This is a genomic window from Neobacillus sp. 204 (assembly GCF_046562815.1).
Taxonomy (GTDB): Bacteria; Bacillota; Bacilli; order Bacillales; family Cytobacillaceae; genus Neobacillus.
On record NZ_JBJORY010000009.1, the window covers coordinates 229444 to 254309 of the forward strand.

At 39.0% G+C, this 24866-nt stretch carries 23 protein-coding genes and 1 other annotated feature; of the genes, 9 read left to right on the forward strand and 14 right to left on the reverse strand.

Features of this window, described 5'->3' with window-relative positions; genetic code table 11:
* Positions 1-411 precede the first annotated feature (411 nt).
* Positions 412-1767, forward strand: coding sequence for an amino acid permease (locus ACJ004_RS19755; protein ID WP_410894847.1), 1356 nt, complete (start codon positions 412-414; stop codon positions 1765-1767).
* 22 nt (positions 1768-1789) lie between these two features.
* Here ACJ004_RS19755 and ACJ004_RS19760 read toward each other — a convergent pair whose 3' ends face one another.
* On the reverse strand, positions 1790-2686 hold the full coding sequence (locus ACJ004_RS19760) for a LysR family transcriptional regulator (protein ID WP_410894848.1): 897 nt from the start codon (positions 2684-2686) through the stop codon (positions 1790-1792).
* Positions 2687-2812: 126 nt separating this feature from the next.
* Between ACJ004_RS19760 and ACJ004_RS19765 the strand changes: the two genes are divergently transcribed.
* Positions 2813-4813, forward strand: coding sequence for a YhgE/Pip family protein (locus ACJ004_RS19765; RefSeq protein ID WP_410894849.1), 2001 nt, complete (start codon positions 2813-2815; stop codon positions 4811-4813).
* Positions 4814-4855: 42 nt separating this feature from the next.
* Here ACJ004_RS19765 and ACJ004_RS19770 read toward each other — a convergent pair whose 3' ends face one another.
* Together ACJ004_RS19770 and ACJ004_RS19775 are read right to left on the reverse strand one after the other, a co-directional pair.
* A complete protein-coding gene (locus ACJ004_RS19770; protein ID WP_410894850.1) occupies positions 4856-5233 on the reverse strand; it encodes an ArsR/SmtB family transcription factor in 378 nt (125 codons plus the stop codon).
* Positions 5234-5659 (reverse strand): SRPBCC family protein, encoded by a 426-nt coding sequence (locus ACJ004_RS19775; protein WP_410894851.1) that lies wholly within the window; start codon positions 5657-5659, stop codon positions 5234-5236.
* A 279-nt stretch (positions 5660-5938) separates the two neighbouring features.
* On the opposite strand from ACJ004_RS19775, the gene ACJ004_RS19780 reads away from it, so the two are divergent.
* The gene (locus ACJ004_RS19780; RefSeq protein WP_410894852.1) at positions 5939-6685 is read left to right on the forward strand and encodes an AAA family ATPase; all 747 of its coding nucleotides are present in this window, start codon (positions 5939-5941) and stop codon (positions 6683-6685) included.
* 40 nt (positions 6686-6725) lie between these two features.
* Here the strand turns inward: ACJ004_RS19780 and speD are convergent, their stop codons facing one another.
* Positions 6726-7535 carry an adenosylmethionine decarboxylase gene (gene speD / locus ACJ004_RS19785; RefSeq protein WP_410894853.1) on the reverse strand — a complete coding sequence of 270 codons (810 nt, stop codon included), beginning with the start codon at positions 7533-7535 and terminating at the stop codon, positions 6726-6728.
* A gap of 186 nt (positions 7536-7721) precedes the next feature.
* Between speD and ACJ004_RS19790 the strand changes: the two genes are divergently transcribed.
* Together ACJ004_RS19790 and ACJ004_RS19795 are read left to right on the forward strand one after the other, a co-directional pair.
* A complete protein-coding gene (locus tag ACJ004_RS19790; protein WP_410894854.1) occupies positions 7722-8156 on the forward strand; it encodes a Dps family protein in 435 nt (144 codons plus the stop codon).
* 134 nt (positions 8157-8290) lie between these two features.
* Positions 8291-9580, forward strand: a complete 1290-nt coding sequence (locus tag ACJ004_RS19795; RefSeq protein ID WP_410894855.1) for a DUF4309 domain-containing protein — start codon at positions 8291-8293, stop codon at positions 9578-9580.
* A 174-nt stretch (positions 9581-9754) separates the two neighbouring features.
* On the opposite strand, the gene ACJ004_RS19800 is transcribed toward ACJ004_RS19795, so the two are convergent.
* Together ACJ004_RS19800 and ACJ004_RS19805 are read right to left on the reverse strand one after the other, a co-directional pair.
* Positions 9755-10474: a 16S rRNA pseudouridine(516) synthase gene (locus ACJ004_RS19800; RefSeq protein ID WP_410894856.1), complete on the reverse strand. Its 720-nt coding sequence runs from the start codon at positions 10472-10474 to the stop codon at positions 9755-9757.
* On the reverse strand, positions 10464-12092 hold the full coding sequence (locus ACJ004_RS19805) for a putative polysaccharide biosynthesis protein (protein ID WP_410894857.1): 1629 nt from the start codon (positions 12090-12092) through the stop codon (positions 10464-10466). Before ACJ004_RS19805 ends, ACJ004_RS19800 begins: the two co-directional genes overlap by 11 nt.
* A gap of 303 nt (positions 12093-12395) precedes the next feature.
* Between ACJ004_RS19805 and ACJ004_RS19810 the strand changes: the two genes are divergently transcribed.
* Positions 12396-13670, forward strand: coding sequence for a BaiN/RdsA family NAD(P)/FAD-dependent oxidoreductase (locus ACJ004_RS19810; RefSeq protein WP_410894858.1), 1275 nt, complete (start codon positions 12396-12398; stop codon positions 13668-13670).
* Between the two features lie 7 nt (positions 13671-13677).
* Here ACJ004_RS19810 and ACJ004_RS19815 read toward each other — a convergent pair whose 3' ends face one another.
* From ACJ004_RS19815 to leuS, 3 genes are all read right to left on the reverse strand, one after another.
* Complete coding sequence (locus ACJ004_RS19815; RefSeq protein WP_066258247.1) at positions 13678-13863, reverse strand: sporulation protein Cse60; 186 nt, start codon at positions 13861-13863, stop codon at positions 13678-13680.
* Between the two features lie 165 nt (positions 13864-14028).
* Positions 14029-14343 carry a rhodanese-like domain-containing protein gene (locus ACJ004_RS19820; protein WP_410894859.1) on the reverse strand — a complete coding sequence of 105 codons (315 nt, stop codon included), beginning with the start codon at positions 14341-14343 and terminating at the stop codon, positions 14029-14031.
* A gap of 54 nt (positions 14344-14397) precedes the next feature.
* A complete protein-coding gene (gene leuS, locus ACJ004_RS19825) occupies positions 14398-16815 on the reverse strand; it encodes a leucine--tRNA ligase (protein WP_410894860.1) in 2418 nt (805 codons plus the stop codon).
* Positions 16816-16857: 42 nt separating this feature from the next.
* Positions 16858-17080: a binding site (T-box leader), on the reverse strand.
* 501 nt (positions 17081-17581) lie between these two features.
* On the opposite strand from leuS, the gene ACJ004_RS19830 reads away from it, so the two are divergent.
* The 3 genes from ACJ004_RS19830 to ACJ004_RS19840 all read left to right on the forward strand — a co-directional run bounded on the left by ACJ004_RS19830 (position 17582) and on the right by ACJ004_RS19840 (position 19917).
* Complete coding sequence (locus tag ACJ004_RS19830) at positions 17582-18352, forward strand: transporter substrate-binding domain-containing protein (RefSeq protein ID WP_410894909.1); 771 nt, start codon at positions 17582-17584, stop codon at positions 18350-18352.
* Positions 18353-18515: 163 nt separating this feature from the next.
* On the forward strand, positions 18516-19163 hold the full coding sequence (locus ACJ004_RS19835) for an amino acid ABC transporter permease (protein WP_410894861.1): 648 nt from the start codon (positions 18516-18518) through the stop codon (positions 19161-19163).
* Positions 19164-19179: 16 nt separating this feature from the next.
* Positions 19180-19917: an amino acid ABC transporter ATP-binding protein gene (locus tag ACJ004_RS19840; protein ID WP_410894862.1), complete on the forward strand. Its 738-nt coding sequence runs from the start codon at positions 19180-19182 to the stop codon at positions 19915-19917.
* A 154-nt stretch (positions 19918-20071) separates the two neighbouring features.
* On the opposite strand, the gene ACJ004_RS19845 is transcribed toward ACJ004_RS19840, so the two are convergent.
* The 5 genes from ACJ004_RS19845 to ACJ004_RS19865 all read right to left on the reverse strand — a co-directional run bounded on the left by ACJ004_RS19845 (position 20072) and on the right by ACJ004_RS19865 (position 24699).
* Positions 20072-21259, reverse strand: coding sequence for an MDR family MFS transporter (locus tag ACJ004_RS19845; RefSeq protein WP_410894863.1), 1188 nt, complete (start codon positions 21257-21259; stop codon positions 20072-20074).
* A 587-nt stretch (positions 21260-21846) separates the two neighbouring features.
* Positions 21847-23298: an ammonia-forming cytochrome c nitrite reductase subunit c552 gene (locus tag ACJ004_RS19850; RefSeq protein WP_410894864.1), complete on the reverse strand. Its 1452-nt coding sequence runs from the start codon at positions 23296-23298 to the stop codon at positions 21847-21849.
* A gap of 2 nt (positions 23299-23300) precedes the next feature.
* The gene (locus tag ACJ004_RS19855; RefSeq protein WP_410894865.1) at positions 23301-23813 is read right to left on the reverse strand and encodes a NapC/NirT family cytochrome c; all 513 of its coding nucleotides are present in this window, start codon (positions 23811-23813) and stop codon (positions 23301-23303) included.
* Positions 23814-24243: 430 nt separating this feature from the next.
* Positions 24244-24423, reverse strand: a complete 180-nt coding sequence (locus ACJ004_RS19860) for a glycogen biosynthesis protein GlgD (protein WP_410894866.1) — start codon at positions 24421-24423, stop codon at positions 24244-24246.
* 12 nt (positions 24424-24435) lie between these two features.
* Positions 24436-24699, reverse strand: coding sequence for a YtzC family protein (locus ACJ004_RS19865; RefSeq protein WP_410894867.1), 264 nt, complete (start codon positions 24697-24699; stop codon positions 24436-24438).
* Positions 24700-24866 lie beyond the last annotated feature (167 nt).

Below are 24866 nucleotides of genomic sequence, written 5' to 3' on the forward strand. Positions count from 1 at the left end.
GATTTTGTCTCGGGTGCTTTTTGTTTGTAAATTCAGTGCTGACCATGTACTTGATTAGTGATTTTGTTATATTCTTGTTCACTTAAGATGCCGAGCTTTCTAAAAACATATGAATACATAAAAATCCTCCGTTGCAATCGAGGGGTTATGAACATTTGCATCATCCTCCTACTTTCCTTTATTATATTCGCCACTTCAAACAAAGTTTCCTTCAACCAAAAAAAATTCTCATAGGTAATATTTTGACCTGCAGCAAAAATAACCATGCTAAGCCAAGGAGAATCCAGAGAAGATCTGCTAATAAATCTGCGACTCTATTTGACAGTTTTTAATAGTATGGTAGTATATTATTATAAAAAAATACTTTAGCGCTTAAAAGCGTCTAAGTAGAAAAGATAAGTAGGAGAGAACATGGAAAATAATCAGCAGAACTTACAAAAAGGATTATTACCAAGGCATGTACAGTTTATTGCCTTGGCTGGTATGATTGGCACGGGGATTTTTAAAGGCAGCTCCGATACATTAGCGATTGCAGGACCTAGTGTTGTTGTAGCCTATTTAATTGGAGGTCTTTTGCTATTTATCATTATGGCTGCCTTAGGGGAAATGGCGCTTGCGTTTCCAAATTTAAATGTACAGCATTTAGTTAACAAAGCATTTGGATTCCAAGTTTCTTATATCGTGGGATGGCTTTACTGGATCAACTGGATTCTTGTCACTGTAGTTGAACTATTAGCAGCGGGAAGTTTTCTGCAATTTTGGTTTCCTACGATACCATTATGGCTGCTAAGCTTCCTTTGCGCTGTTGTCATTGTCGGAATTAATTTAACTCAAGTAAAATATTATGGCGAGCTTGAATTTTGGTTTGCGGGAATTAAAATCATCGCCCTAGTTGCATTTATTATTTTGGGCTTTTCACTCCTATTGGGTCTTATTCCTAGCTCGATCCAGGATCCGCTCTCTAATTACACCGCTCATGGTGGATTCTTCCCACACGGAATGGGTGGAATTTTCAGCGCCTTTTTAGTGGTCATGTTTTCTTATGGCGGTGCGGAATTAATTGGGGTTGCTGTTACTGAAACAAAGGATGCCGAAAAAGTATTGCCAAAAATTATTAAGGGCGCGGTATGGCGTGTCATCATTTTTTATATTTTACCAATTCTAATCATTTGTGGACTCATCCCTTGGGACAAAGTTACTGGTGCTGACAGTCCTTTTGTTCAGGTCTTCAGTTCAACCGGTTTACCAGGAGCTGCGCATATTATGAACTTTGTCCTCTTGACAGCCGTACTTTCGGCTGCAAATTCCGGAATCTATGCGACATCAAGAACGCTTTTTTCAATGGCACAAGGTGGTGTTGCACCTAAGGTGTTTGCAAAACTCTCTGCAAAGGGAATCCCATTAACAGGAATTATGCTTACGAGCATATGTATACTTGCAGGTGTTTACTTAGCGTATTTAACACCTAGTCAAGTTATAGGCTATCTCATGACTATTCCTGGGTTTACAGTGATGTTACTCTGGATCAGTATTTGCGCTGCACAGTTAAAACTAAGACCGCTTTATAAAAATCAACCGGCTTTTCAAGTGAAATGGTATCCATATACGACCATCTTCGCGATCGTATCTTTAAGCATTATCTTTATTGGATTTGTGTTTAATCCAAACAATCTGATTGGTACATCAGTCAGCTTGGCAACGATTTGCATGCTAATCATCCTCTCATTTTTTGTTAGAAAAAATGTTATGAATGAAATTACAATTTAATCAGTACAAAAAGGGCCATCAACTATTTGCTGGCCTTTTTTGCTTTTTCAGAAAAATATTCAATCACATACTGACGAAATTGTTGTCCGGCCTCTGTTAAATACCGCCGCTTTGACCAGCCTAACCCTATGGTCCTTTGGCACTTTGGTTCAATAATTCTCAGTTTATTTGGAAAGGGATTTGTATGATGGAACCAAGAAATTTCGGGAATGAAAGCTATCCCTAATCCTTTTCTCACCAAATCCCCTATCACCCCCGGCTCATCTCCTTCAAAAGCAATGCTTGGAACAAATCCTGCCTCACGACAAAATTCATCTGTTAGATTTCTAAATCCGAAACCTGTATTCATACTGATGAAAGGCTCGTTCTTGACTTCACTGAGATAGATGTTCTCCTTACTCGAAAGCTCGTGTTCCGGGGGAACAATTAAGTAAATCTCTTCTGTCATTAAAGGTTCCCAGATGATCTCCGTTCCCTCAATAGGCACGGATGAAATACAAAAATCAATCTCAGCCTTTTCAAGTTGGCTTTTCATTAAAGAAGTTGACGCAAGGACTTGTTGAAATTTAACATCGGGAAAATACTTTAAAAAAGAACTCAATAATTCTGGAAGGACTCTTGGGATACTGACAGCTAACGTAATTTGCGTTTGCCCCTGATGTGCTCTTTCCTCAATTTCTCTTTTCCCTTCATTCAATTCTAAAAATATCCTATTTACACGATCTAAAAACAGTTTTCCGTAGTCGTTTAACCTAAGCTGCCGATTTTTTCGATCAAATAACGGAACACCCAAATCTTCCTCTAATCGGGCGATGGTTTTACTTAAAGAGGGTTGGGCAATTTGAAGTTCTTCAGCTGCTTTGGTCATATGCTCCAGTCTGGCAACCGTTTGAAAATACTGTAATTGTAAAAGCTCCATAATTTTCCCCTCGCTTATCAATAGCTTGAAAGCTACTGAATGATAACTAATTATATATTATACAATATGGCAAAAAGTATTTATCATAGTGTTTATGTAAAAAAACTCATAAGTAAAGGGGTAATTATGAAAGGTATTCACTTAGTATTTAGAGATTTAAAGATGATGTGGCATCATAAGCATGGAAGAATAGCTTTAGTATTTCTTTTAATCGTTCCATTAATCTATTCTGGTTTCTTTCTTGCAGGATATTGGAATCCCTATGGAAGATTAGATCAACTTCCAGTCGCTGTCGTAAATCTAGATGAAGGATCGATGATGGATAACAAGTCCATTGAGGCAGGTCAGGAGTTTGTTAAAAATCTAAAAGAAAATAAGGATCTACATTTTTCTTTCCTCTCTGAAAAAACCGCAAACCAAGGTTTAAAAGACGGGAAATATTATATGGTGCTGACCATTCCAAAAGATTTTTCACAAAAAGTCAGTACACTTATGGATAAACATCCAGAGCAGGCAAAACTGAACTTTAAAATAAATCCAGGGAAGAACTACGTTGCCTCACAAATTAGCACGACCGCAACGGAAAAAATGAAGACAAAAATAGCAGCCAGCATTACGAAATCCTATGCAGACGGTGTATTTTCAAAGTTTGTTGAATTAGCAGACGGATTACAGGAGGCTGGCGATGGGGCCACAAAAATTAATCAAGGAACAATTGATGCCAAGAATGGAATGATCCAGCTTTCAGACGGCGTCGGCCGCTTAAATGATGGTGCTAAAAAGCTTGAGGATGGAAGTCAGGAACTTTCAAACGGTCAACAAAAATTAACTCAAGGGATCAATGGTTTAAAAGAGGGCTCACAATCACTTTCGAATGGCATAGAAAAGCTTTCTGATGGTCAGTCCCATTTAGAACTTGGAATGGAACAAGTGACGGACGGCATGCATTCTTTGGCTTTGAGTAGTGAAAAGTTATCTCAAGGACAAACAGGAATGAAAAACTCAACCGATGATTTAACAAAAGCTGTAGAACAATTTCTAAAAAATCACCCTGAGATGAAAGATGACCCGAACTTACAACAAATTGCTGCCATGTCAACTGGTCTATCAAAAGCAGCTGATTCATTGAGCAGTGGACAAGCACAACTTGCACAAGGGGCAAATCAATTAGTTCAAGGTCAAGAAAAAGTCCAAGATGGGATGAAGCAGTTCGGAAATAAAGTGGATGAAGCAGCCCTTGGGGCAAAAAGATTGTCTGAGGGAACCGAACAATTTTCTAATGGTTTCTCTCAATGGAATAATGGTTTTTCCGATTTAAACAATGGTATTAATGATTTAGTAAACGGCGGAAGTAAACTAGACAATGGCACAAATCAGTTAGTAGATGGTTTAGGTCAATTGACAGTTGGTTCAGACCAGTTAGCCTCTAAATTAAATGATGCAGCCAAGCAAACGTCTAGTATTCATAATAATGACCAATTAACTTCAATGTTCTCTGAACCAGTCAAATTAGTAGAATCAGATTTATCAGAAGTTCCCAATTATGGTACAGGAATTACACCATATTTTCTATCATTGGCATTTTATGTAGGTGGAATTATGGCAGCCAACATCCTTCCATTAGGACGAAGACAAGATCTCAAAGTCAATGGAACGCAACACTTTATTAATAAACTGGGGCTTAAGTACTTGATTGCATTAATACAAGTGTTATTTGTCGATTTGGTAGTCCTTTTCGGATTTAAAGTACATGTGGCAAGTGTTCCATTGTTTATTGTATCCAGCGTCGTTGTTTCCTTAACCTTCATGACGTTCATCCTGATGTTAGTAACGATGTTTGGAGTGGCAGGGAAATTTATGGCTGTCACATTATTAGTCTTACAATTAGCCACATGTGGTGGAACATTCCCGGGTGAATTGAGTAATCCTGTCCTTAGCAAAATCGGCAGCATTTTACCAATGGCCCATTCATTACGGAGCTTCCAAGAAGTTATATCCTTAGGGGACTGGGCTCAACTTCAACAGCAAATATTAATCTTACTTTTCTACCTAGTAACAGCCGGGGTTCTTGGATGGTTGACTAGTCATATTCAACATTCCAAATCTACCGTGGAGCCTACTGTTTAGCAACAAAAAAAGTGATATCCAGCAACGTGGGTATCACTTTTTTTATCCTTTTTTGTCGTCAGGCTTCTCAATTGACGAAGGATGATGTTCACTTATATTCCCATCCGATTCAACAAAAAGCCTAAGTGCCGACAATTTATTTTCCCAAAATAGCTCAAAATATTGAAGCCAATCTTTTAGTTCATATAAGGGTTCCGGCTCAAGCTTGTATCTTGTTTCCCTTCCGGCTTTCCGTTCCTTTACCAGTCCCGCCTCTGCTAAAACACGTAGATGTTTAGACACGGCGGTACGGCTTATCGGAAAGTGTTCACTTATTGCCGTAACAGGCATCTCTTCCTTACTAAGGAGTTTTAACAACTTTCGTCTTGTTGGATCAGCGATGGCTTGAAAGACATCATGCTTTGCCGATGAAGCTGCCATTTATGCCTCAACATAAGCTTGCAATTTTTTCACAAGACCTGCCCAGCCCTGATTCATGTTTTCACGAATAGGAGTATGAGGCGCGCCAAATTCAGTCACTTTGTTTGCGTCCCAACCGCCATGGATTAAAGTTAATTCTGTTTTATCATCCAGTTCTTTTAATTCAAATGTGAGATTCCAATCCTTCCCCCAATTAAAAGAAAGACGGTTTGGTGGATCAACATGTGTTACCTTACATGGCGACATGCCAAATTGTGCTGCATTTAAATGAAATTCATGTCCTTCAACAGGTTGAAGGTCATTTGGCATGAACCACGCACCCAGGCCCTCTGCTGTAGCTACAGCATCCCATACTTTTGCAATGGGAGCATTATATACGACTGTATACTTAATATCCTCTAATGTTGCTTGTGACTCGTTACCCATCATAATTACCTCCTCGAATTGTGCTGCGATTATTTCTTCATTACGAAACCATTTGGTTTCGCATTTAAACTATATAACACCATTTGGTTTCACGTCAAGCATTTCTTTTGAAAAAAAAACGGTGACTTCCCATTTAGTAAAGTCACCGGAACGTTTATTCAATATACTCGCATCCAATAAATATATAATCATGTATAGGATAAGCATTCAAAATATGCTACTTTTAATGTACTAGCTCCTACCAAACCTTATTAAAATAAAAATTCTGAGGTAATACATATGTTAAATTCACAATATTTACGAAGAATTAATTTGAAGAGAGAGGAAATTCCTTCTTTTAATAAATACCCGTTTAACCTGCCTAGTATGAAGACATTAGACGAGCTATCCTTTCATCCAAGTGTTACCTTTCTCATTGGCGAAAATGGCATGGGAAAATCCACTTTATTGGAAGCAATTGCGGTTGCACTTGGTTTCAATCCAGAGGGAGGGTCTTTTAATTTTAACTTTTCAACCTATGATTCCCATTCTCCTCTTGCTGATTTTATTAAAGCGATTAAAGGGATTGAAAAACCTAAGGATGGATTTTTCCTGCGAGCGGAAAGTTTTTATAATGTCGCTTCAAATATTGAAGAGCTCGATAAAGGTGATGGCGGCCGCAGAGTAATTGATTCATTCGGCGGTGTTTCCCTTCATGAGCAATCACATGGTGAGGCCTTCTTTGCAACATTTCTCCATCGCTTTAGAGGCAATGGAATTTATATTTTAGATGAACCCGAAGCCGCTCTCTCGCCGCTACGGCAGATGTCGATGCTAACAAGGATTCATGACTTGGTGAAGGAAAATTCACAATTTATTATTGCGACCCATTCGCCAATTATCATGGCTTATCCAGATGCAAAGATTTTTGAATTTACTGAAGAGGGTATTAAAGAAAGCATACTTGAGGAAACAAATCATTACCAGATTATGAAACAATTTTTTGATGATAAAAATAGGATGCTGCATCATTTGTTAGATGAATAATTGTTCAATAAAAAAAGCGCGGGATGAACCCGTGCTCATTTTATTGGACAATATTTTTCCCATAAAAGATTTCATCCATTTCAATCTTTAACCGCTCAGTAATTTCAATATGTTCATCAGGGGTTAAGGTATCTTTTGTATATCCAAACAAATAATTATTTAAATCGAATTCGCGCAATTTGCATTTTGTGTGAAAAATATGTTCCTGATAAACATTGACGTCAATCATATCGAATAATTCACCGACATCCTCAGGAATATAATTTTGAATCGAATTAATTTCATGATCAATAAAAAGCTTGTGCCCCGTTTTATCCCTTGTAAACCCGCGCACACGGTAATCAATCGTCATTACATCCGTTTCAAATGAGCGAATCAAATAATGAAGAGCCTTCAGTGGCGAAATCTCCCCGCACGTAGAAACATCAATGTCCGCCCTAAACGTACTGATTCCTTCATCCGGGTGAAATTCCGGGTATGTATGGACCGTGATATGGCTCTTATCTAACTGCATAACCACCGATTCCGGCAGCGGTCCAGGCGATTCTTCAAAGGATTCAGAAGGTGCATTGGCAACTGGACCTTCTGAAACTAAAAGCGTCACGCTTGCCCCGGCTGGTTCAAAGTCCTGGCTGGCCACATTTAATACATGGGCCCCAATGATATCTGAAACATGGGTTAATATTTTTTGCAGTCTGTCCGCACTGTATTGTTCATCAATATAATTTAAATAAGCTTCTCTCTCTTCCCTCGTTCTCGTAAAACAAATGTCATACATATTAAAGCTTAACGATTTCGTCAAATTATTAAAACCATGTAACTCGACTGCCTGCTCGTGTGTAAGTTTCATGTTAGTTCCCCCTTAAAATTAAGGTTTCCTTTTCAAGTAAATATTATTAAGATACCCATCGAATAACCGTGTTACTTATATTTTTTAAATGTTTTTTACCTTATTTATAATAATTATAATTTAATATTTACTTTTAATTAATATGTGTTATAATTAATTTAGATAAGAAATTAGGAGGAATGCTAAATGACGATTGAACAAGTAATCAACCAACAAATCGCAAACTGGAATGTATTGTATACTAAATTACATCGTTTTCATTGGTATGTGAAAGGTCCCCACTTCTTTACCTTGCACGCAAAATTTGAAGAATTATACGAGGAAGCAGCAACAACGATTGATGAGTTTGCAGAACAATTATTAACCATGGACGGTCGTCCTGTTTCTACCCTTAAAGAATATCTACAACTCGCAACGATTGAAGAAACGAACGACACTCTAACGGCCGAAGAAATGGTCCAAACCATCGTTCATGACTTTTCTTTAATCATTGATGAATTAAAGGCTGGGATGGAAGTTGCTGAACAAAACAATGACGAAGTGACCAGTGATATGTTTTTAGGACTAATTGGCAAACTTAACAAACATAATTGGATGCTTCACTCTTTCCTACAGGCTTAAAATAATGGTTATCTTAAAAAGGACAAGCTAAATGCTTTGTCCTTTTTTCGTGGGGTTGAAATTATTTTTTTCCAATCCTGGATGACTTTGTTATTATTAAACCAAGATTAGTTATTTGGGAGGTGCGGTACCAGATGAAGATATTCACGATCATGGTGATGGCCAGTTTCTCTTTAACTATGCTATTAACCGCCTGTAATCCGGAAAAGCCAACTCCAAGTAAAAATGTACAGCCAAAGCAAAATGCCTTACAGCCTAAGGAAATAAATCAAACCTATTTAACACAGCTGGATGAAATAAAGAATTGGTCTCAGAAAGGCATGGTGAAAGATTGTCCCTTTAATGCGCTTGAAAGCACAATTAGTCAGGTTACCACTGAATGGGGTGAGCCTGACAAGAACGATCAGGCAGGTGCGGGTACCTATGCAACCTATGATAATAAAAATACCGTTTTAGGCTATAACAAGGCAGGAGAAATTTTCGACGTCCGTTCCTATGCAACTGACTTCAAAAAAATTACAGATACTATGGTGGTTAAGGCTTACGGAAAGCCCAAAGAAATTCGGGAGAGTGACAATGAAAATATATATGTATATGAATGGGGTAAAGAAATTCAACTTAAGCTAATCGTTCCAAAAAGTGGCCATGTCATTGATCATATTTCAGTTTTCAACCCGAAAAGAGCCACAACAGTCACAACCACTAACAATGAATATATCCTTGATATCAAAGGAAAATCTAATAAGTTATCAGATTTAGCTTGGGCTTCTATGCAAAAGTGGCGTAAAGATATAGTTCTCTTTGCTAAAAATCAGGATAATGTTTATATTAATGGCCCTAATGAAAAAAAGGTTGCCTTAACATTTGATGATGGACCCGATGAGATAATTACACCTGCAATCATTGAAATATTGGCCAATTATCATGTAAAAGGGAACTTCTTTTTTATCGGCAGTAAGGTTACAAAGCACCCTGATGTGGTAAAGAATGCTTTTAATAACGGAAACTTAGTTTTAAGCCATAGCTTTAATCATGTGGAATTAACGAAATTAGGAACTGAAGCGATCCGACTCGAAATTGATCAAGCAGGAAAGGCTATTAAGTCAGTGATTGGGAAAGAGCCGGCTATTCTTCGTACACCATATGGGGATACAGACGAAAAGGTTGTGGACGTTACCGAGCAAGAGGGTTATTCCATTGTCCTATGGTCCATCGATACTCTTGATTGGTCCCAAAGGGATTCGAAAAATATTATTCGAAATGTCGTTGATAACTTACGAAACGGTGACATTATCTTAATGCATTCCGATTCTGATAAGAGTGAGACCAAAAAAGCACTACCGCTCCTAATTGAAGAATTGCAAAAAAGGAATGTTCAAATTGTCGATTTAGAAACTTTGCTACATGTGAAGGCCTATCAATAATAAAAATTGGAGATTCGCTGATTGGACCTTGAAATTCGCCGATTGAATGCAAAAATTCGCTGATTGAACCCAAAAATTCGCCGATAAAAATAAATATTCAAGAAAAAAGCCGTACCTGGTACTATAAAAAGAGAAAAAGCAGCTTCCAATGAGGCTGCTTTTTCATATATAGGGCTAATTCACTTGATAATTTCTCAATAACTCTACTTCTTCATCCGTTAGTTCACGATATTCACCTAATTCGAGTGTCTCATCCAGTGGCAAAGGGCCCATTGAAATCCGCTGGAGATAGACCACCCTTTTCCCAACCGCTTCAAACATTCTTTTCACCTGATGAAATTTCCCTTCGGTGATGGTTAGTTCAATATCGGATCGGATCCCAGATTTTAAAATTTTCAATTCACCTGGCTTTGTTTCATAGCCATCATCCAACGTGACGCCATTAGCAAACGCCTCAATATCTTCCTCAGTCACTTCACCATCAATAACAGCAAAATAGGTCTTCGGTACATGCTTTTTCGGAGAAAGCAAACGGTGTGCCAATTGACCGTCATTGGTGATTAGCAGTAATCCTTCGGTATCTTTATCCAATCTACCAACGGGAAACGGCTCATAGACCTGGTCCTCAAGCTCTAATAAATCGATGACAGTTTCTGTATTAGTATCTTCTGTCGCTGATAAAACTCCTTGCGGCTTATTCATCATCAGATAGATAAATTCTTTGTATTCAATAATTTCTCCGTTTAGTGTTACGGTTTGTTTAGATGGATCCACATGCTGTTTTGCATCTTTTACAACGACATCATCCACTTTAACCGCACTACCTTTTAACAGTTGCTTGACTTCTTTGCGGCTGCCGTAACCAAGGTTAGCCAGCATTTTATCAATTCTCAACGCTTCTCCTCCCCAGTTTTTTTATTTTGTTCATTAACCGATCAAGTTTATCTCCAAATAAACGGCTGGCAAGTCCTGATTTTAAGCCAAGATAAAAATAAATTCCAGCTCCCACTGTCGCACAAATAACGATTATTATAACAGATTGAATTTTTGATGCCGGAGAAAGGAATAACAATAATAGTTTGTACATTAATTCTGTTCCCACCCACATGAATCCAGCAAAGATGACAATTAACAAGCTCCTTCTCCAAACAAGTCGGAATGGATAACGGGCATATGCCTTAATAACAATAAAATTGATGAGAATGGCTGCAACATATCCAAGTGTAGTCGCCAATACTGCCCCTCTTGTTTCCATAATTTTTATTAACGGAATATTTAGAGACAGTTTAATTAATAATCCTACAAGTAAACTTAACACCGTAAATCGCTGTTCGTTGATCCCTTGTAAAATGGCTGCAGTGACAGAATATAAGGAAAAAAGAATGGCTACAGGTGCGTATGCCCTTAATACTTCAGTACCAATTACATCATGCTGATAAAACACTGTATATACAGGTTCTGCCAATAACGAAAGACCGATGGCTGCAGGTAACGTTAAAAATAGCAGTACCTGAAATGTCTGATTTAATTGTTGGTTTAGGCTTTCCCCTTCCCCCTCAACGAAGGCCCTCGTTATACTTGGTACAAGGGTTAACGAAAATCCTGTTGCCAGCGAAACTGGAATAATGACAATTTTATGGGATTCAAAGTTCAAAATAGAGAAGAAGGATTCTGCAAATTTCTTTTTCCCGATTTCTGCCATTGCCTGACTAAATGTGAATTGATCAATCGCCTGAAATAAAGGGTTGGCAATCCCCACTAACACGAATGGAAAAGCATAAATAAGAATTTCCTTATAAATATCCTTAAGAGAGATATCAATTGTGCCTTTATCATGTAAAAGGAGATCGTCTAAATACGGTTTTCGTTTATACCAATACCAAAATAAAACGATTAAACCGCCAATAGCGCCAATAAAGGCAGCAAACGTCGCCACACTTACGGCTGTTACCATTTTGCCATTAAAAAAATGTAAGACGGCGAAGGCCCCTAGAAGGGTAAACGCAATCCTGACAATTTGCTCCACGACTTGTGAAAGTGCAGAGGGGCCCATCGATTGGTGCCCTTGAAAGAATCCTCTAATGAGGCTCATAAATGGAACAACAATTAACGCAAAGCTTACAGCTCGCATGACCGTTGTGACATTATCTAAATTTGCCTTTTTATCACCAACACTCATTTCCGCTAATGTAGGTGCCGCAAGATACATCACTAAAAAAGCCATAACCCCTGTTAATGTCATAATGACTAAACCCGATTTAAACAACTTCCTGCCAACTGCATATTCCTCAAGAGCATTATATTTTGAAATAAATTTAGAAACGGCGAGCGGCACACCGGCTGTTGCGATGCTAATAAAAATCGTATACGGCACATAGGAAAACTGATAAAGAGTAGTCCCTTCCCTACCAACAATTTGAAAGAATGGTATAACATAAATTAAGCCGATAACCTTTGAAAGTATCGTTCCTAGCGTTAATATAAATGTTCCTCTTAAAAGCTTAGACTGCATAAAATCCCTTCCTACCCGAAGAAATAAGTGCGCTTTTTCATAAAGAAAACTCGCCGACTGGCGAGCCCGTTAGGGCGAAGACAGAGGCGTAGTTGCCCTTATGCGTTCAGAATTTATGATAATAAATTCTGATTAGCCAAATATAAATCGACTTTTTTTGCACACTATTAGTAGTTTACAACTTCTTTCTCTCTGACGCTACTAACAACTAAGTTAAATTTCTTAAAAAAAAGGCACATTCGTTTTATTTTGATGATAAATGTTTATAATGGAATGATGGATTAATATAAAGTTGGTGTAAATATGGAATATGATGTAATTGTCATCGGCGGCGGCCCCTCCGGGTTAATGGCGGCCATTGCTGCTGGTGAAAAAGGTGGAAAAGTACTTTTGATTGATAAAGGGGACAAACTCGGCAGAAAACTAGCTATTTCCGGTGGCGGACGCTGTAATGTGACCAATCGCCTGCCGATCGAAGAAATCATCAAACACTTGCCGGGAAACGGTAAATTTTTATATAGTGCTTTTTCTATCTTTAGTAATGAAGATATAATAAAATTCTTTGAGAGATTAGGAATTGCCTTAAAGGAAGAAGATCACGGCCGTATGTTTCCCGTCTCTAATAAAGCACAATCAGTTGTGGACGCATTATTAAATCAATTAGAAAAACTCCATGTACGAGTCTTCAAAAATAGTCCTGTCCGTGAACTCATCTATGAAAATGGACATGTTTCAGCTGTGGTGCTCAGAGATGGACAAATCATCTCGGCAAAATCCATTGTTATTGCGGTCGGAGGAAAGTCTGTCCCTCATACCGGTTCAACAGGAGATGGGTACGCCTGGGCTGAAAAGGCGGGTCATACCATTACGGAACTGTTTCCAACCGAAGTTCCAGTGACATCTAGTGAACCTTTTATAAAAAACAAAGTCCTCCAAGGTTTGTCGTTAAGAGATATTGACTTAAGTGTCTTGAATCCAAAAGGTAAGCCTATTATCTCGCACCGAATGGATATGATTTTTACCCATTTTGGACTAAGCGGCCCCGCCGTTCTTCGGTGCAGTCAGTTTGTGGTGAAAGCCATGAAAAAGTGGAATTTGAAAGAAGTTTCCATGAGTCTAGATGTGTTACCAGAAAAAAAAGAGGAAGAAGTTTTTCAAGAGATCCTTTCGCTTGTAAAAAATGAGCCTAAGAAAAGCATTAAAAATACGCTCAAAGGGCTAGTCCCTGAACGATACCTCTTGTTTCTATTAGAACATAATGGGATTGACCCAGCTGAGCAAGGCAGTACGATCTCTAATGAAAAAATTCGTAGTTTTTCTAAGAGTTGCAAGCAATTCCTCATTAAAGTTAATGGCACCCTGCCTCTTGAAAAAGCTTTTGTAACTGGCGGCGGAGTGTCAGTTAAAGAAATCGAACCGCAAACGATGGGTTCGAAATTAATGAATGGACTATATTTATGTGGTGAAGTTCTTGATATCCATGGGTACACTGGCGGGTATAACATTACCTCTGCACTAGTGACTGGAAGATTAGCTGGTACCAATGCAGCCCTTTCCGCAAAAAATAAAAAGGTCTGACTATTTGTCAGGCCTTGTAAATGATCATCGCTGAAAAACAATAAATTTGCTCCTCTTCTTCTTCCTCCGCCATCGCGGCCACATTATATTTAATATCGAGGAGGCTTGTTTCATCTATCCCTTTTAAAAAACGGTTCATTTCCTTCTCTAAATCCTTCTCATGCTCCCGATCAAACAACTTAACCTGAATCATTGTTCTCTCCCTCTCTTTTTTACTATCATTCTTACCATTTTTCAGAATTTTAAAAATCCATCCACTAAAAAGTTAAGTTTTTTTTAAGTTTGCGCTTGTAAACTCCCCTTTAGAATGACTGTTTTTTATTTTGAAAGAAAAAAACCGATTCCATCCTGGAATCGGTTATTCTGTGTATTCAGTCTCTCCCGGCCATGCAAGCATACCACCAACCATATTGCGGACCTTAAAGCCCTGATCCTGCAAATAATGGCAGACATTCCCACTGCGTGCACTTGAGCGGCAAATAAAGATATATTCTTTATCCTTGTCAAAATAGTCGAGTTTATCGGGAATATCCCCCATGCGGATATGCTTTGCCCCTGGGATCATCCCAAATACGACCTCGTTATCTTCTCTTACATCAACTAGCTCAAGTTCTTCCCCTGCCTCAAGCTTTTTTTGTAATTCTTCTGGTGTAATTGTTTGAATTTCTTCCATCTAGTCCATCCCCTTTAGGAAAAACAGCCCCAGCGAAGGGGCCATTCTTTTATTCTAATTTGCGACGATATTAACAAGTTTCCCAGGAACTGTAATTACTTTTCGAATCGTTTTTCCTTCAATTTGTTCCTTAATTTGAGCATCTTCCATTGCGATACCTTCAAGTGACTCTTTGCTTGCATGTGTTGGTACCATAAGCTTTGCTTTTACTTTACCATTTACTTGGATAACAATTTCAACTTCTTCATCCACTAGTTTTGCCTCATCATAGGCTGGCCATGCTTCGTAAGTGATTGTTTCACTGTGACCTAACTTTTCCCAAAGCTCTTCAGAGATATGCGGGCAAACAGGGGCAAGCAATTTTACGAATCCTTCAATGTACTCTTTTGGTAGTACAGTTGCTTTATAGGCTTCATTAATGAATACCATCATTTGTGAAATCGCCGTATTAAAACGTAAGCCTTCATAATCCTCTGTCACTTTTTTCACAGTTTGATGATACACTTTTTCCAAATTAGAGGCTGCTTCAGTTGCTTGAATCTTTGGATTTAATTCCCCGTTTTCCTCAACCAATAAACGCCAGATCCGATCTAAGAAACGGCGGGAACCATCCAGCCCATTTGTCGACCAAGCAATCGATGCATCAAGCGGTCCCATAAACATTTCATAAAGGCGAAGAGTATCAGCACCGTGACTGTCTACGATATCGTCAGGGTTAACGACATTCCCTTTTGACTTACTCATTTTTTCATTTCCTTCACCTAAAATCATTCCTTGGTTAAATAACTTTTGGAATGGTTCTTTAGTTGGAACAACGCCGATATCATATAAGAATTTATGCCAGAAGCGCGCATAAAGTAAATGTAATACGGCATGTTCTGCCCCGCCAATGTAGATATCAACAGGAAGCCAATGATTTAACTTTTCCTGAGAAGCAAGTTCTTGGTCATTTTTCGGATCAATGTACCGTAGATAATACCAGCAGCTTCCTGCCCATTGTGGCATCGTATTGGTTTCACGTCGGCCTTTTTTACCTGTTTCTGGATCGACAACGTTAACGAAATCATTGATTACCGCAAGTGGTGATTCTCCAGTTCCAGATGGACGGATTTCTTTCGTTTTTGGCAGCATCAGTGGAAGCTGGTCTTCTGGAACTGCAGTCATCGTGCCGTCTTCCCAATGGATAATCGGAATGGGTTCTCCCCAATAACGCTGACGGCTAAATAACCAATCCCGAAGGCGGAAAGTGACTTTCTTGGTGCCGATTCCTTTTTCTTCTAACCAAGTAATCATTTTTTGAATAGCTTCTGCTTTATCTAAGCCATTTAAAAATTCAGAGTTAATGTGTTCGCCATCACCTGTGTAGGCTTCTTTTTCAATATCCCCACCAGCAACAACCGCTTTAATCGGCAGGTTAAATTCTTTTGCGAATTCATAGTCACGCTCGTCGTGTGCTGGAACCGCCATAATTGCACCCGTACCGTAGCTTACTAATACATAATCTGCAATCCAGATGGGCATTTTCTCTCCATTTGCAGGATTGATGGCATAAGCGCCGGTAAATACACCTGTCTTCTCTTTGGCAAGATCAGTACGCTCTAAATCGCTCTTTGTTTTCACTTTATCCAAATAAGCATCAACAGCAGCACGCTGTTCAGCTGTTGTTATTTTATCCACAAAAGCATGTTCAGGGGCAAGCACGGCATACGTAGCACCGAATAATGTATCTGGGCGAGTTGTGAATACCGTGAAGGTCTCTTCGTGTCCTTCGATCGAGAAAGTAACTTCAGCCCCTTCCGAACGGCCGATCCAGTTACGCTGCATTTCCTTTAAGCTTTCCGGCCAATCAAGTTCTTCTAAGTCTTCAAGTAAACGGTCACCATAAGCTGTGATTCTTAACATCCATTGCTTCATTGGACGCCGTTCAACAGGATGCCCGCCACGTTCACTTTTGCCATCAATGACCTCTTCGTTCGCTAGGACCGTTCCAAGCGCTGGGCACCAGTTTACGGCCACTTCATCAATATAGGCTAAGCCCTTTTCAAACAGCTTTAAGAAAATCCATTGAGTCCATTTGTAGTATTCAGGATCGGTGGTGTTGACTTCACGATCCCAATCATAGGAGAATCCTAAGGATTTTATTTGCCGGCGGAAAGTGTTGATATTCTGTTCTGTAAATTCCGCAGGGTCGTTCCCTGTATCTAAGGCATACTGTTCTGCCGGTAAGCCAAATGCATCCCAGCCCATTGGGTGAAGGACATTGTATCCCTGCATCCGCTTTAAGCGCGAAAGAATGTCAGTTGCGGTATAGCCTTCAGGGTGTCCTACGTGCAGGCCTGCACCTGATGGGTATGGAAACATATCTAAAGCGTAGAACTTTCTTTTGTCATATTCTTCGCTTGTTTTAAATGTTTTTTCTTCTTCCCATTTCTTTTGCCACTTTTGTTCGATTTTATTATGATCGAAACTCATATCTGTTGCCTCCTAAAAAAAAATAAAAAACCCCTCATCCCAAAAAGGGACGAGAGGATTGTATGTATCTTCCCGCGGTACCACCCACATTAGTGTTGTAAACACTCGCTTCATTCATCCTTAACGCGGAAAACGGCAAGCCTTACTTTTCCTTCACGCTTGCAACTCAAAGGCGAGTTCATGATGTACCCGGTTGACTTGCACCAGCCGTCAACTCTCTATAGTGCGGGTATGAACCATTACTACTCCTAATCACAGTCATTTCAATATAACGTATTACGGTTATTGTATTAAATTTTTAATAAGTATGCAAGGCATACAATCGCCTAAGTTCAGGATGGACGAAATATTACCCTTTTAAACGACACTTTCCCCAAAAATAAGTGCTTTTTCCTTCTCCCCGATCCACTTCAGTTTCACGTACCTTTCCTTAGAAATTTGATGCCAAGGATGCAATTTTATCTTCTTTAATATCAAAATAATGATCTAGAAAACATTTTATGGCTTCATCTTCGAAAAATTACTTCTGTCTATTTATTTTCCCCCTAAAAATTTCTGTCGAACCATAAGGAATTGGAAGCATATGGGAGATGCTTGGCCAAATTCTAAGCATCTTGGAGGTCACATCACTAAACACAAATATATCAAAGGAGAGCCTAAATAAACCGTCCAAATCAATTTCGAGAATATTCAAAATTTATGTTAAGGTTAAGTGTGTCCAAAAAAATAATAGAAAAAAGGGGGAATAATTCTAGTGAAATATTTAATGAAAGCCCTATCAGTTTTAGCCCTGTTGTTTTCACTTGCGGCCTGTGGGAGCGACAAAACTTCGACAAACGGAATGAATTTAGTCGACGAAGGTAAATTTACTTTTGCTTCTTCAGGTGAGTTTAAACCATTTAGTGTGACTGATACTGATGGTAAAATGACAGGTTTTGACATTGATGTTGCTGTAGCAATTGCCAAAGAATTAGGACTTGACCCGGTTCAAAAGAAATTTAAATTCGGTGGAATTGTTGAAGGGGTAAAGGCGGGGCGCTTTGATGCTGCCGTAGCTAGCCATACAATTACAGAAGAAAGATTAAAGGCTGTTAACTTTTCTACTCCTTACTACTACTCCGGACCTCAAATCTTCGTAAGACCTGACAGTTCCATTAAAACCCTCGATGACCTAAAAGGTAAAGAAATAGCGGTATCTAAAGGTTCCACATACGCAAAAACAGCAGAGGAAGTAACAGATAAAATTATCCTGCTTGACAGTGACGTAACTGCGCTAGAAGCCTTGAGCAAGGGAAAGCATGATGCGGTTATTACTGATTTCATCACCGGTAAGGAAGCCATCGGGGCAGGAATGAAAATTGCCGGTAAAGAGTTGTTGGGACGCAGTGATCAGGCAATTGCGATTGCCAAAGATAACAAGAAGCTTTTAGAAGAAGTCAATAAAGCTCTTCAAACACTACGTGATAATGGAACATTAACAAAAATCAGCAAGAAGTACATTGGAGAAGACATAACCGTAGATCCTGAAAAGGAATAACTACTGGGCGAATGTACATGGGTAGTGCATTCGCTATCCGTATTTATACTAATCTATAATCATTTTAATTGGACTATTTAAAGGTCTATTAAGAAAAAAAAGAAAGAATGAGATTCGGAGGTAGGTTTACATAATTGACAGCACCGAGGAAGAAGGGAAAGCTATGGAATGGTTCAATACATTTATTAAATCGTATCCTGTTTTTCTAAAAGGAATGTGGCTGACATTTGAACTAACAGCCGTTGCTATATTTATCGGTATTTTTATTGGTTTATTTTTCGCATTTTTAAAAATTTCTAACATAAAAATTCTAGAGTGGATAGCAGATACTTATATCTTTCTTATTCGCGGGACCCCGCTCGTTGTCCAAATTTTCGTCTTCTACTATGGTTTAACTTCACTTAATATTTCACAATTTCTAGCAGTCGTCCTTGGACTTGCCTTCCATAATGGGGCCTATATTGCCGAGATCTTCCGTGGGACCATTCAATCGATTGATAGAGGACAAATGGAAGCTGCGCGGTCCTTAGGAATGAATTTAAAGTTAACATATAGGAGAATTATTTTGCCACAGGCGCTTCGCAGGGCGATGGCACCACTTGGAAACCAGTTCATCATTGCCCTTAAGGATTCTTCACTTGCTGCCTTTATCGGAATGTATGAGTTATTTAATGTCGCGACCACTTATGGCTCGAATACTTTTGATTTTATGACCTACTTATTGATTGTTGCCATTTATTATCTATTTCTAGTGCTTATATTGTCAATTCTTGTGCGTTACGTCGAAAAGCGCTTGTCTGCGAGCGATTAAGAAGGGAGGCTGTCGTATGGGTGAATCAGTGATGGTAAAAGCAGAAAAGTTAAATAAATCATTTGGCGACCTTCATGTTTTAAAGGATATTGATTTGACCGTAAACGAGAGTGATGTGGTTTGTTTAATTGGCGCTAGCGGCTCGGGTAAAAGTACCTTGTTACGCTGTCTTAATTTCCTTGAGGTCAAAGATAGTGGAAATATTTATATTGGTGGAGAGAAAGTGGAACGGGAAACTCATGATTTGAACGAAATCAGGACCCGAGTTGGGATGGTATTTCAGCATTTCCATCTCTTCCCACACATGACAGTAATTGAAAATATCATGGAAGCACCCGTAAATGTGAAAAAAATCCCTAAAGTCCAAGCCTATAAAGAGGCCAAGCAGCTTCTCGATAAAGTCGGTCTTAATGATAAGGAATCCGTCTATCCAGGTAAGCTTTCCGGCGGCCAAAAGCAGCGTGTCGCTATCGCTCGTGCACTTGCAATGAAACCGGACGTGATGCTTTTTGATGAACCAACATCCGCTTTGGACCCTGAACTCGTGGGTGAAGTTCTGGTGACCATGAAGGAGTTAGCCTTAGAGGGAATGACGATGATCGTGGTTACTCATGAGATAGGCTTCGCCAAGGAAGTGGCTAACTGGGTTGTATATATGCATGATGGCAGGATTGTTGAAGCAGGACATCCTAAAAAAATATTCGAACAACCTACTGAACAAAGAACGAAGGATTTCTTGGATTCTGTATTATAAAATGGTCTTTCTAGACTCTTATAGTTTCCTTTTAAGAACCATAAATATGTAGAAAGAAGCCGCTGACAAATGTTCAGCGGCTTCTTTTCAAATGCTCACCCGCTTAAAAGCGAAGTGTAATCGGGCTGCGGTTAAATTTAGTGATATTTTAAAGCTAGACTTCATTTAACCTCACTTGTTTTTGGACTTTCAGGCGATGGTCGTATAGTAAGGTCGTTAAGATTGCGATAATAAATAACCCTAATAATACAATAAATAGTATAGACATGCTAAAGAGATCAACGAGCATCCCCCCAAGTAAAGGACCGAGCATTCTTCCGCCCGTGGCGGTACTGTTGACGATTCCCTGGTAGAAACCCTCCCGTCCCTTTGGGGCTAAGTCGAAGGCGACTGTAGGAACTGCTGGCCAAATGAACATTTCACCTACAGTTAAGATAATCATGGCAACAAGGAACCCTGAGAAGGCCTCTGCCTTTCCTGCAACTAAAAACGAAACGATAAAGATGCCAATTCCAATTATCATTTGAATCTTTAGTGAAGCCGTAAGATGCTTTAGAACACCATTTAAAAGCGGTTGCCCAATAACAATTAAGGCCCCGTTTATCGACCATAATAAACTATATTGCGTTAACGAAATATGGATTTCCTGTGTATATGAGGCAATCGTTGTTTGCCATTGCACGTAGGCAACCCAACAAAGGAGATAGCCTGTGCATAGGATCATAAGTGCTTGCAAATTTTTTCTGTTCTTAATCGCAGGTGTTTCGATATCAATAGCTGCCTGTTTTCCTGATTTCCCTAAGATCCCTTTGTAGCCAAATACAGCAATAAGGAGAAAGATAATATACATGATGGTATTAGCAAGGAAGATTAGTTGAAATGAATAAGCGGCAACAATTCCCCCAAGGGCAGCTCCCACTGCTACTCCTAGGTTTTGGGCAACATAAATGGCATTAAAGGCTTTACGCCCTCCCTCTTTCCAGACCGAACCTGCCATTGCATACATCGATGGAAAAATAATTCCTGTACCAAACCCAATAATAATTTGGAAAATAATATAGGCTGGCCATCCATGCCAGAACGTTAAACCAATGAGGGCTGCGAGAGTAATACTAATTCCTAGAATAATAGACTTATAGCCGCCGATTTTATCAAATAGACTGCCGCCATATAGGTTCCCGATTACACTAGCTCCAGAGTTGAGCATCAAAACAATTCCGGCAACTGATAATGATTTTCCTAGATGGTCGTGAATATAGATTGTATTTAAAGGCCATAAAAAAGAAGAACCTGTAACATTAACAATCATCCCAATGATTAAGAGCCATAAGGCACGTGGCATGAAAAAACGCCCTTTCAAATTTCACTATTTCAATTTCCAAAGATTTATTCTATTCCTTTTTCAAACGGGGTGCAATCCTTTTTCCTTTCCAATACGTGTGGGCCGAATTTGCAAATATTTTGAACTCTTTTTAATAGGACTAGCTCCCTTCTTTCGGATTCCGCCGATTCGGGCCGAGATCCCGCCAACTTTCTAATTTATTCCGCCAAACTAAGATGGGATTCCGCCAACCTATCCATTTAATCCGCCAAATCTCTAGTTATTCCGCCAAACCCTTTTTTATGAAACGTTATCGCCCCAGGACTCCCTTTGTTTATGGACTAGCTCCCTTCTTTGGAATTCCGCCGAATCGGGCCAGGATCCCGCCAACTTTCTAATTTATTCCGCCAAACTACGTTGGGATTCCGCCAACCTATCCATTTATTCCGCCAAATCTCTAGTTATTCCGCCAAACCCTTTTTTATGACCCAGAACTCCCTTTGTTTGATTCTGCCAAATTCCATTTTCCCCACTTAAAAAGCTTATTAAAAAAAAACACTGTCCACATAAGTGCAACAGTGTTTTCCTATCATTCACATTATTTAGGATTATTTCTTCGGTGCTGTTGGTACAATTGGTGCTTGAGCAGGGAAATAGCTATTAACGGCTGCGTCTTTTTTCTTCTCATTTACTTTTTCGTCGAGAACGGCCTTTTTCACCTTTTCAATTTCCCTATCTACCTCTTCCATATCGACGCCTTTTTTGACAAGTTCCTCTGTGGCCAGGCGAACTGCTTTGTTGGATTGTACAACTGATTCTCTCAGTGAATCCATCGAACCCTGTGGATTATGGAAGCCTGCAGAGTTTTCAGCTGCGATAATATCCCAGAACCATTGGCCCTTGCGAACGAATTCTTGTGCTTGTTTAATTTTCGTTTGGTTCACACCAGTTGTAATCATTTTGTTTACATAATAATGTGAAGTCGTGGATATATCTTGGGCTTCGTGTAATGCACTGACATTGGTTTCTTGGATATCAAGTACACGATCTTTAAGTTTATCTAAATCACGGTCGCCGTGACACTGACCGCATGAAGTTTGCATTGTTTTAAGTGGAGAAGTCCACCAGTGTGAGGTGATTTTTCTTTTTCCATCAACACGCTCATATGGCATATGACAGTCGGCGCAGGAAACATTGGCTTTGCCATGTGTACCTGATGAATGTGTTTCATACTCAGGATGCTGCGACTTTAACATCGGAGTTCCTGAAATATTACTAATCCAGTCTTTTTCAAAGCCCTTTTCTTTAGCAATCGTGCTGTAATACTCATACATTTCTTCCGGTTTAAAACCTTTTGTCCATGGGAAGGTTACTTCACTATTGTCCGCCGCAAAATAATATTCCACGTGACACTGACCGCAAACATAACTGCGCATTTCATTCTTTGTTGGATTGGATGTATCTACACCCTTCGCTTCCAATGCTTTATAAAAGCTTGGACGAGTAACACGTAAGTCCATTGTTTTGGGATCATGACAATCGGAACAGCCTATCGGAGAGTGCCCCATCTCTTCACCCTTTGGCCAAATATCTTTATTAAAATTAGCGCCCCAGTAATGGTCACCCATTTCCTCAATCATTTTTGGAACAGCCGTCGATTTACAGGTATAACACGAGCCAACTGATTTATCGGTAATCCGTTGAATACTACGAATGTCTTCTAAGGCATATGTATGTCCTCGTTCCTCATTGTATTCGGTTGCAAATCCATATCCATTAAAAAGGATCGGTAACAAAGGCTCTTTATCCGCTTCAAATTTGCTTCGTTTTTCTGAACCGCCGTAAGTGGTGTCTTTCATCTTTTCATTCTTTTTGTAACTATTATATTGAAGTGGAAATAAGTCCTTAAACGCTTCATTACTAATTTCATCGGCTGAGAGGCCTGTTGTCTTCTTACCCGCAGCGGAAGCTGTTTTCTCACTGGATTCGTTGCTGCACCCAGTAATAATCAAAACAAAAGCTAGCAGGAGAAGATACGCCCCATATCGAAACCTTCCCATTTCTAAAATCCTCCCTTATTTTCTAATAACTCTCCTGAAACAGGTGGCTTATTATAACTATCGTCTTTAAAGCCTTTCCCATGTGGTACTGTTTTGTGACAGGATATACACTTTTCCTTTGCATCATGAGATACATTGCTTAGTGTACTTTTGTGACAAGAACTACAGTTGTCATTCATGATTTTCTCCGTTCGATCGGTCGCCTCAATCACATCCGGAATTTTCTTTGTTCCGAGTGTGTTAAAATAAATATGTGTCATCCCAGCGCGACCCTTAAAAAATAATTTACCAACTTCACTTTTATGTGGAAGATGGCAGTCATTACACTGTAAATCCGAGTGAGTAGAATCCATAAATGACTTATGGACGGATTTCATCGTATGACAGTTTTGACAAAAACCAGGTGAATCCAAGTAGGCCATTGTTTTTACCGTTGAAAAAGATAAAAACACACCAATCAGAAGGGCCAACACAATTAAAAACTTTTTGTCCATTTTTAGTAATTTTTTAAACATTCCTTCACCTCCCATAGAAAATCTTTTTCTCTCTTTTTTTATAGTTAAAGTACATTTCTGTACCTTAATCCCAAATGAATTAAAGCATGAAAGTCATTGTGGCTAAATTGTGAATGCGTTCACATAAATGTCAAAAAAGATGTTAGATGAACCATGCTTCTTTGATTCATCTAACATGGAGTAGAGGTTTACTAGCTGAAATTTTTAATCCATACCTTATTTAAACCATGATATATAATGGCAAACTGTGACGTGCGTCACAAATAAAACAGCACTTGTTACCGAACTGTGAACGGAGATTTCCTTCTATTTTCAAGTTGTATTTAATGAAAAATTGTTATTCCAAGTGGTTTTAAGCAATTTATTATGTATTTTGCTCAAATAAATTTATCAAAAAAAAGAACCCCTCCATGAGGGATCCTTCCATATTTCAGGACGACTGGTCTTTTTCCTGGTGAAATTTGGATTTAACTGGTTGTCCACCTGTTTTTTCATATTTTTTCTTTGATTGCTTGACAAGATCAACATCTTGCCCGAGCTCTAGATCTTGATTATTTATTCCATTTCGTGTTTTCTGTTCGGGATTTTGTTGCTTTGAACGTTTTTTCATAGGTTTTCCTCCTTATTCCCCTTCTAAAATCATTGTATTCTGAAGCTGCTGCAGCTGGAGTCTCATCCTATGGAGTTGATCACGTTGTTGCGCGTTAGCACTTATTGCCATTTTAGCAATGTCTTGATAAGTATCTTCAAGCTGCTGCAATGCCTGTGTATAATTATCATTATTATATTGCTCTTGGAGACTGCTTTGTTTGTATTGTTCTTCGGCAAAGCGAATCGTATCCTCAACCTGCTGCATTAAATTATCCATTGAGTCGCGAGTAGCCATCTAAGAACCCCCTTCTGAAATAACTCAATCCCCTAGTTAGAAGCATAATGCTTCATTTCTTATTTTGTTCTCCATTCTTTTTCCTATAACATAATCACTTGGATAATTATTACCAGCCAGTGCCGTAAATAAATACATTTGGATTAGCTTGTCACAACATGATAAAA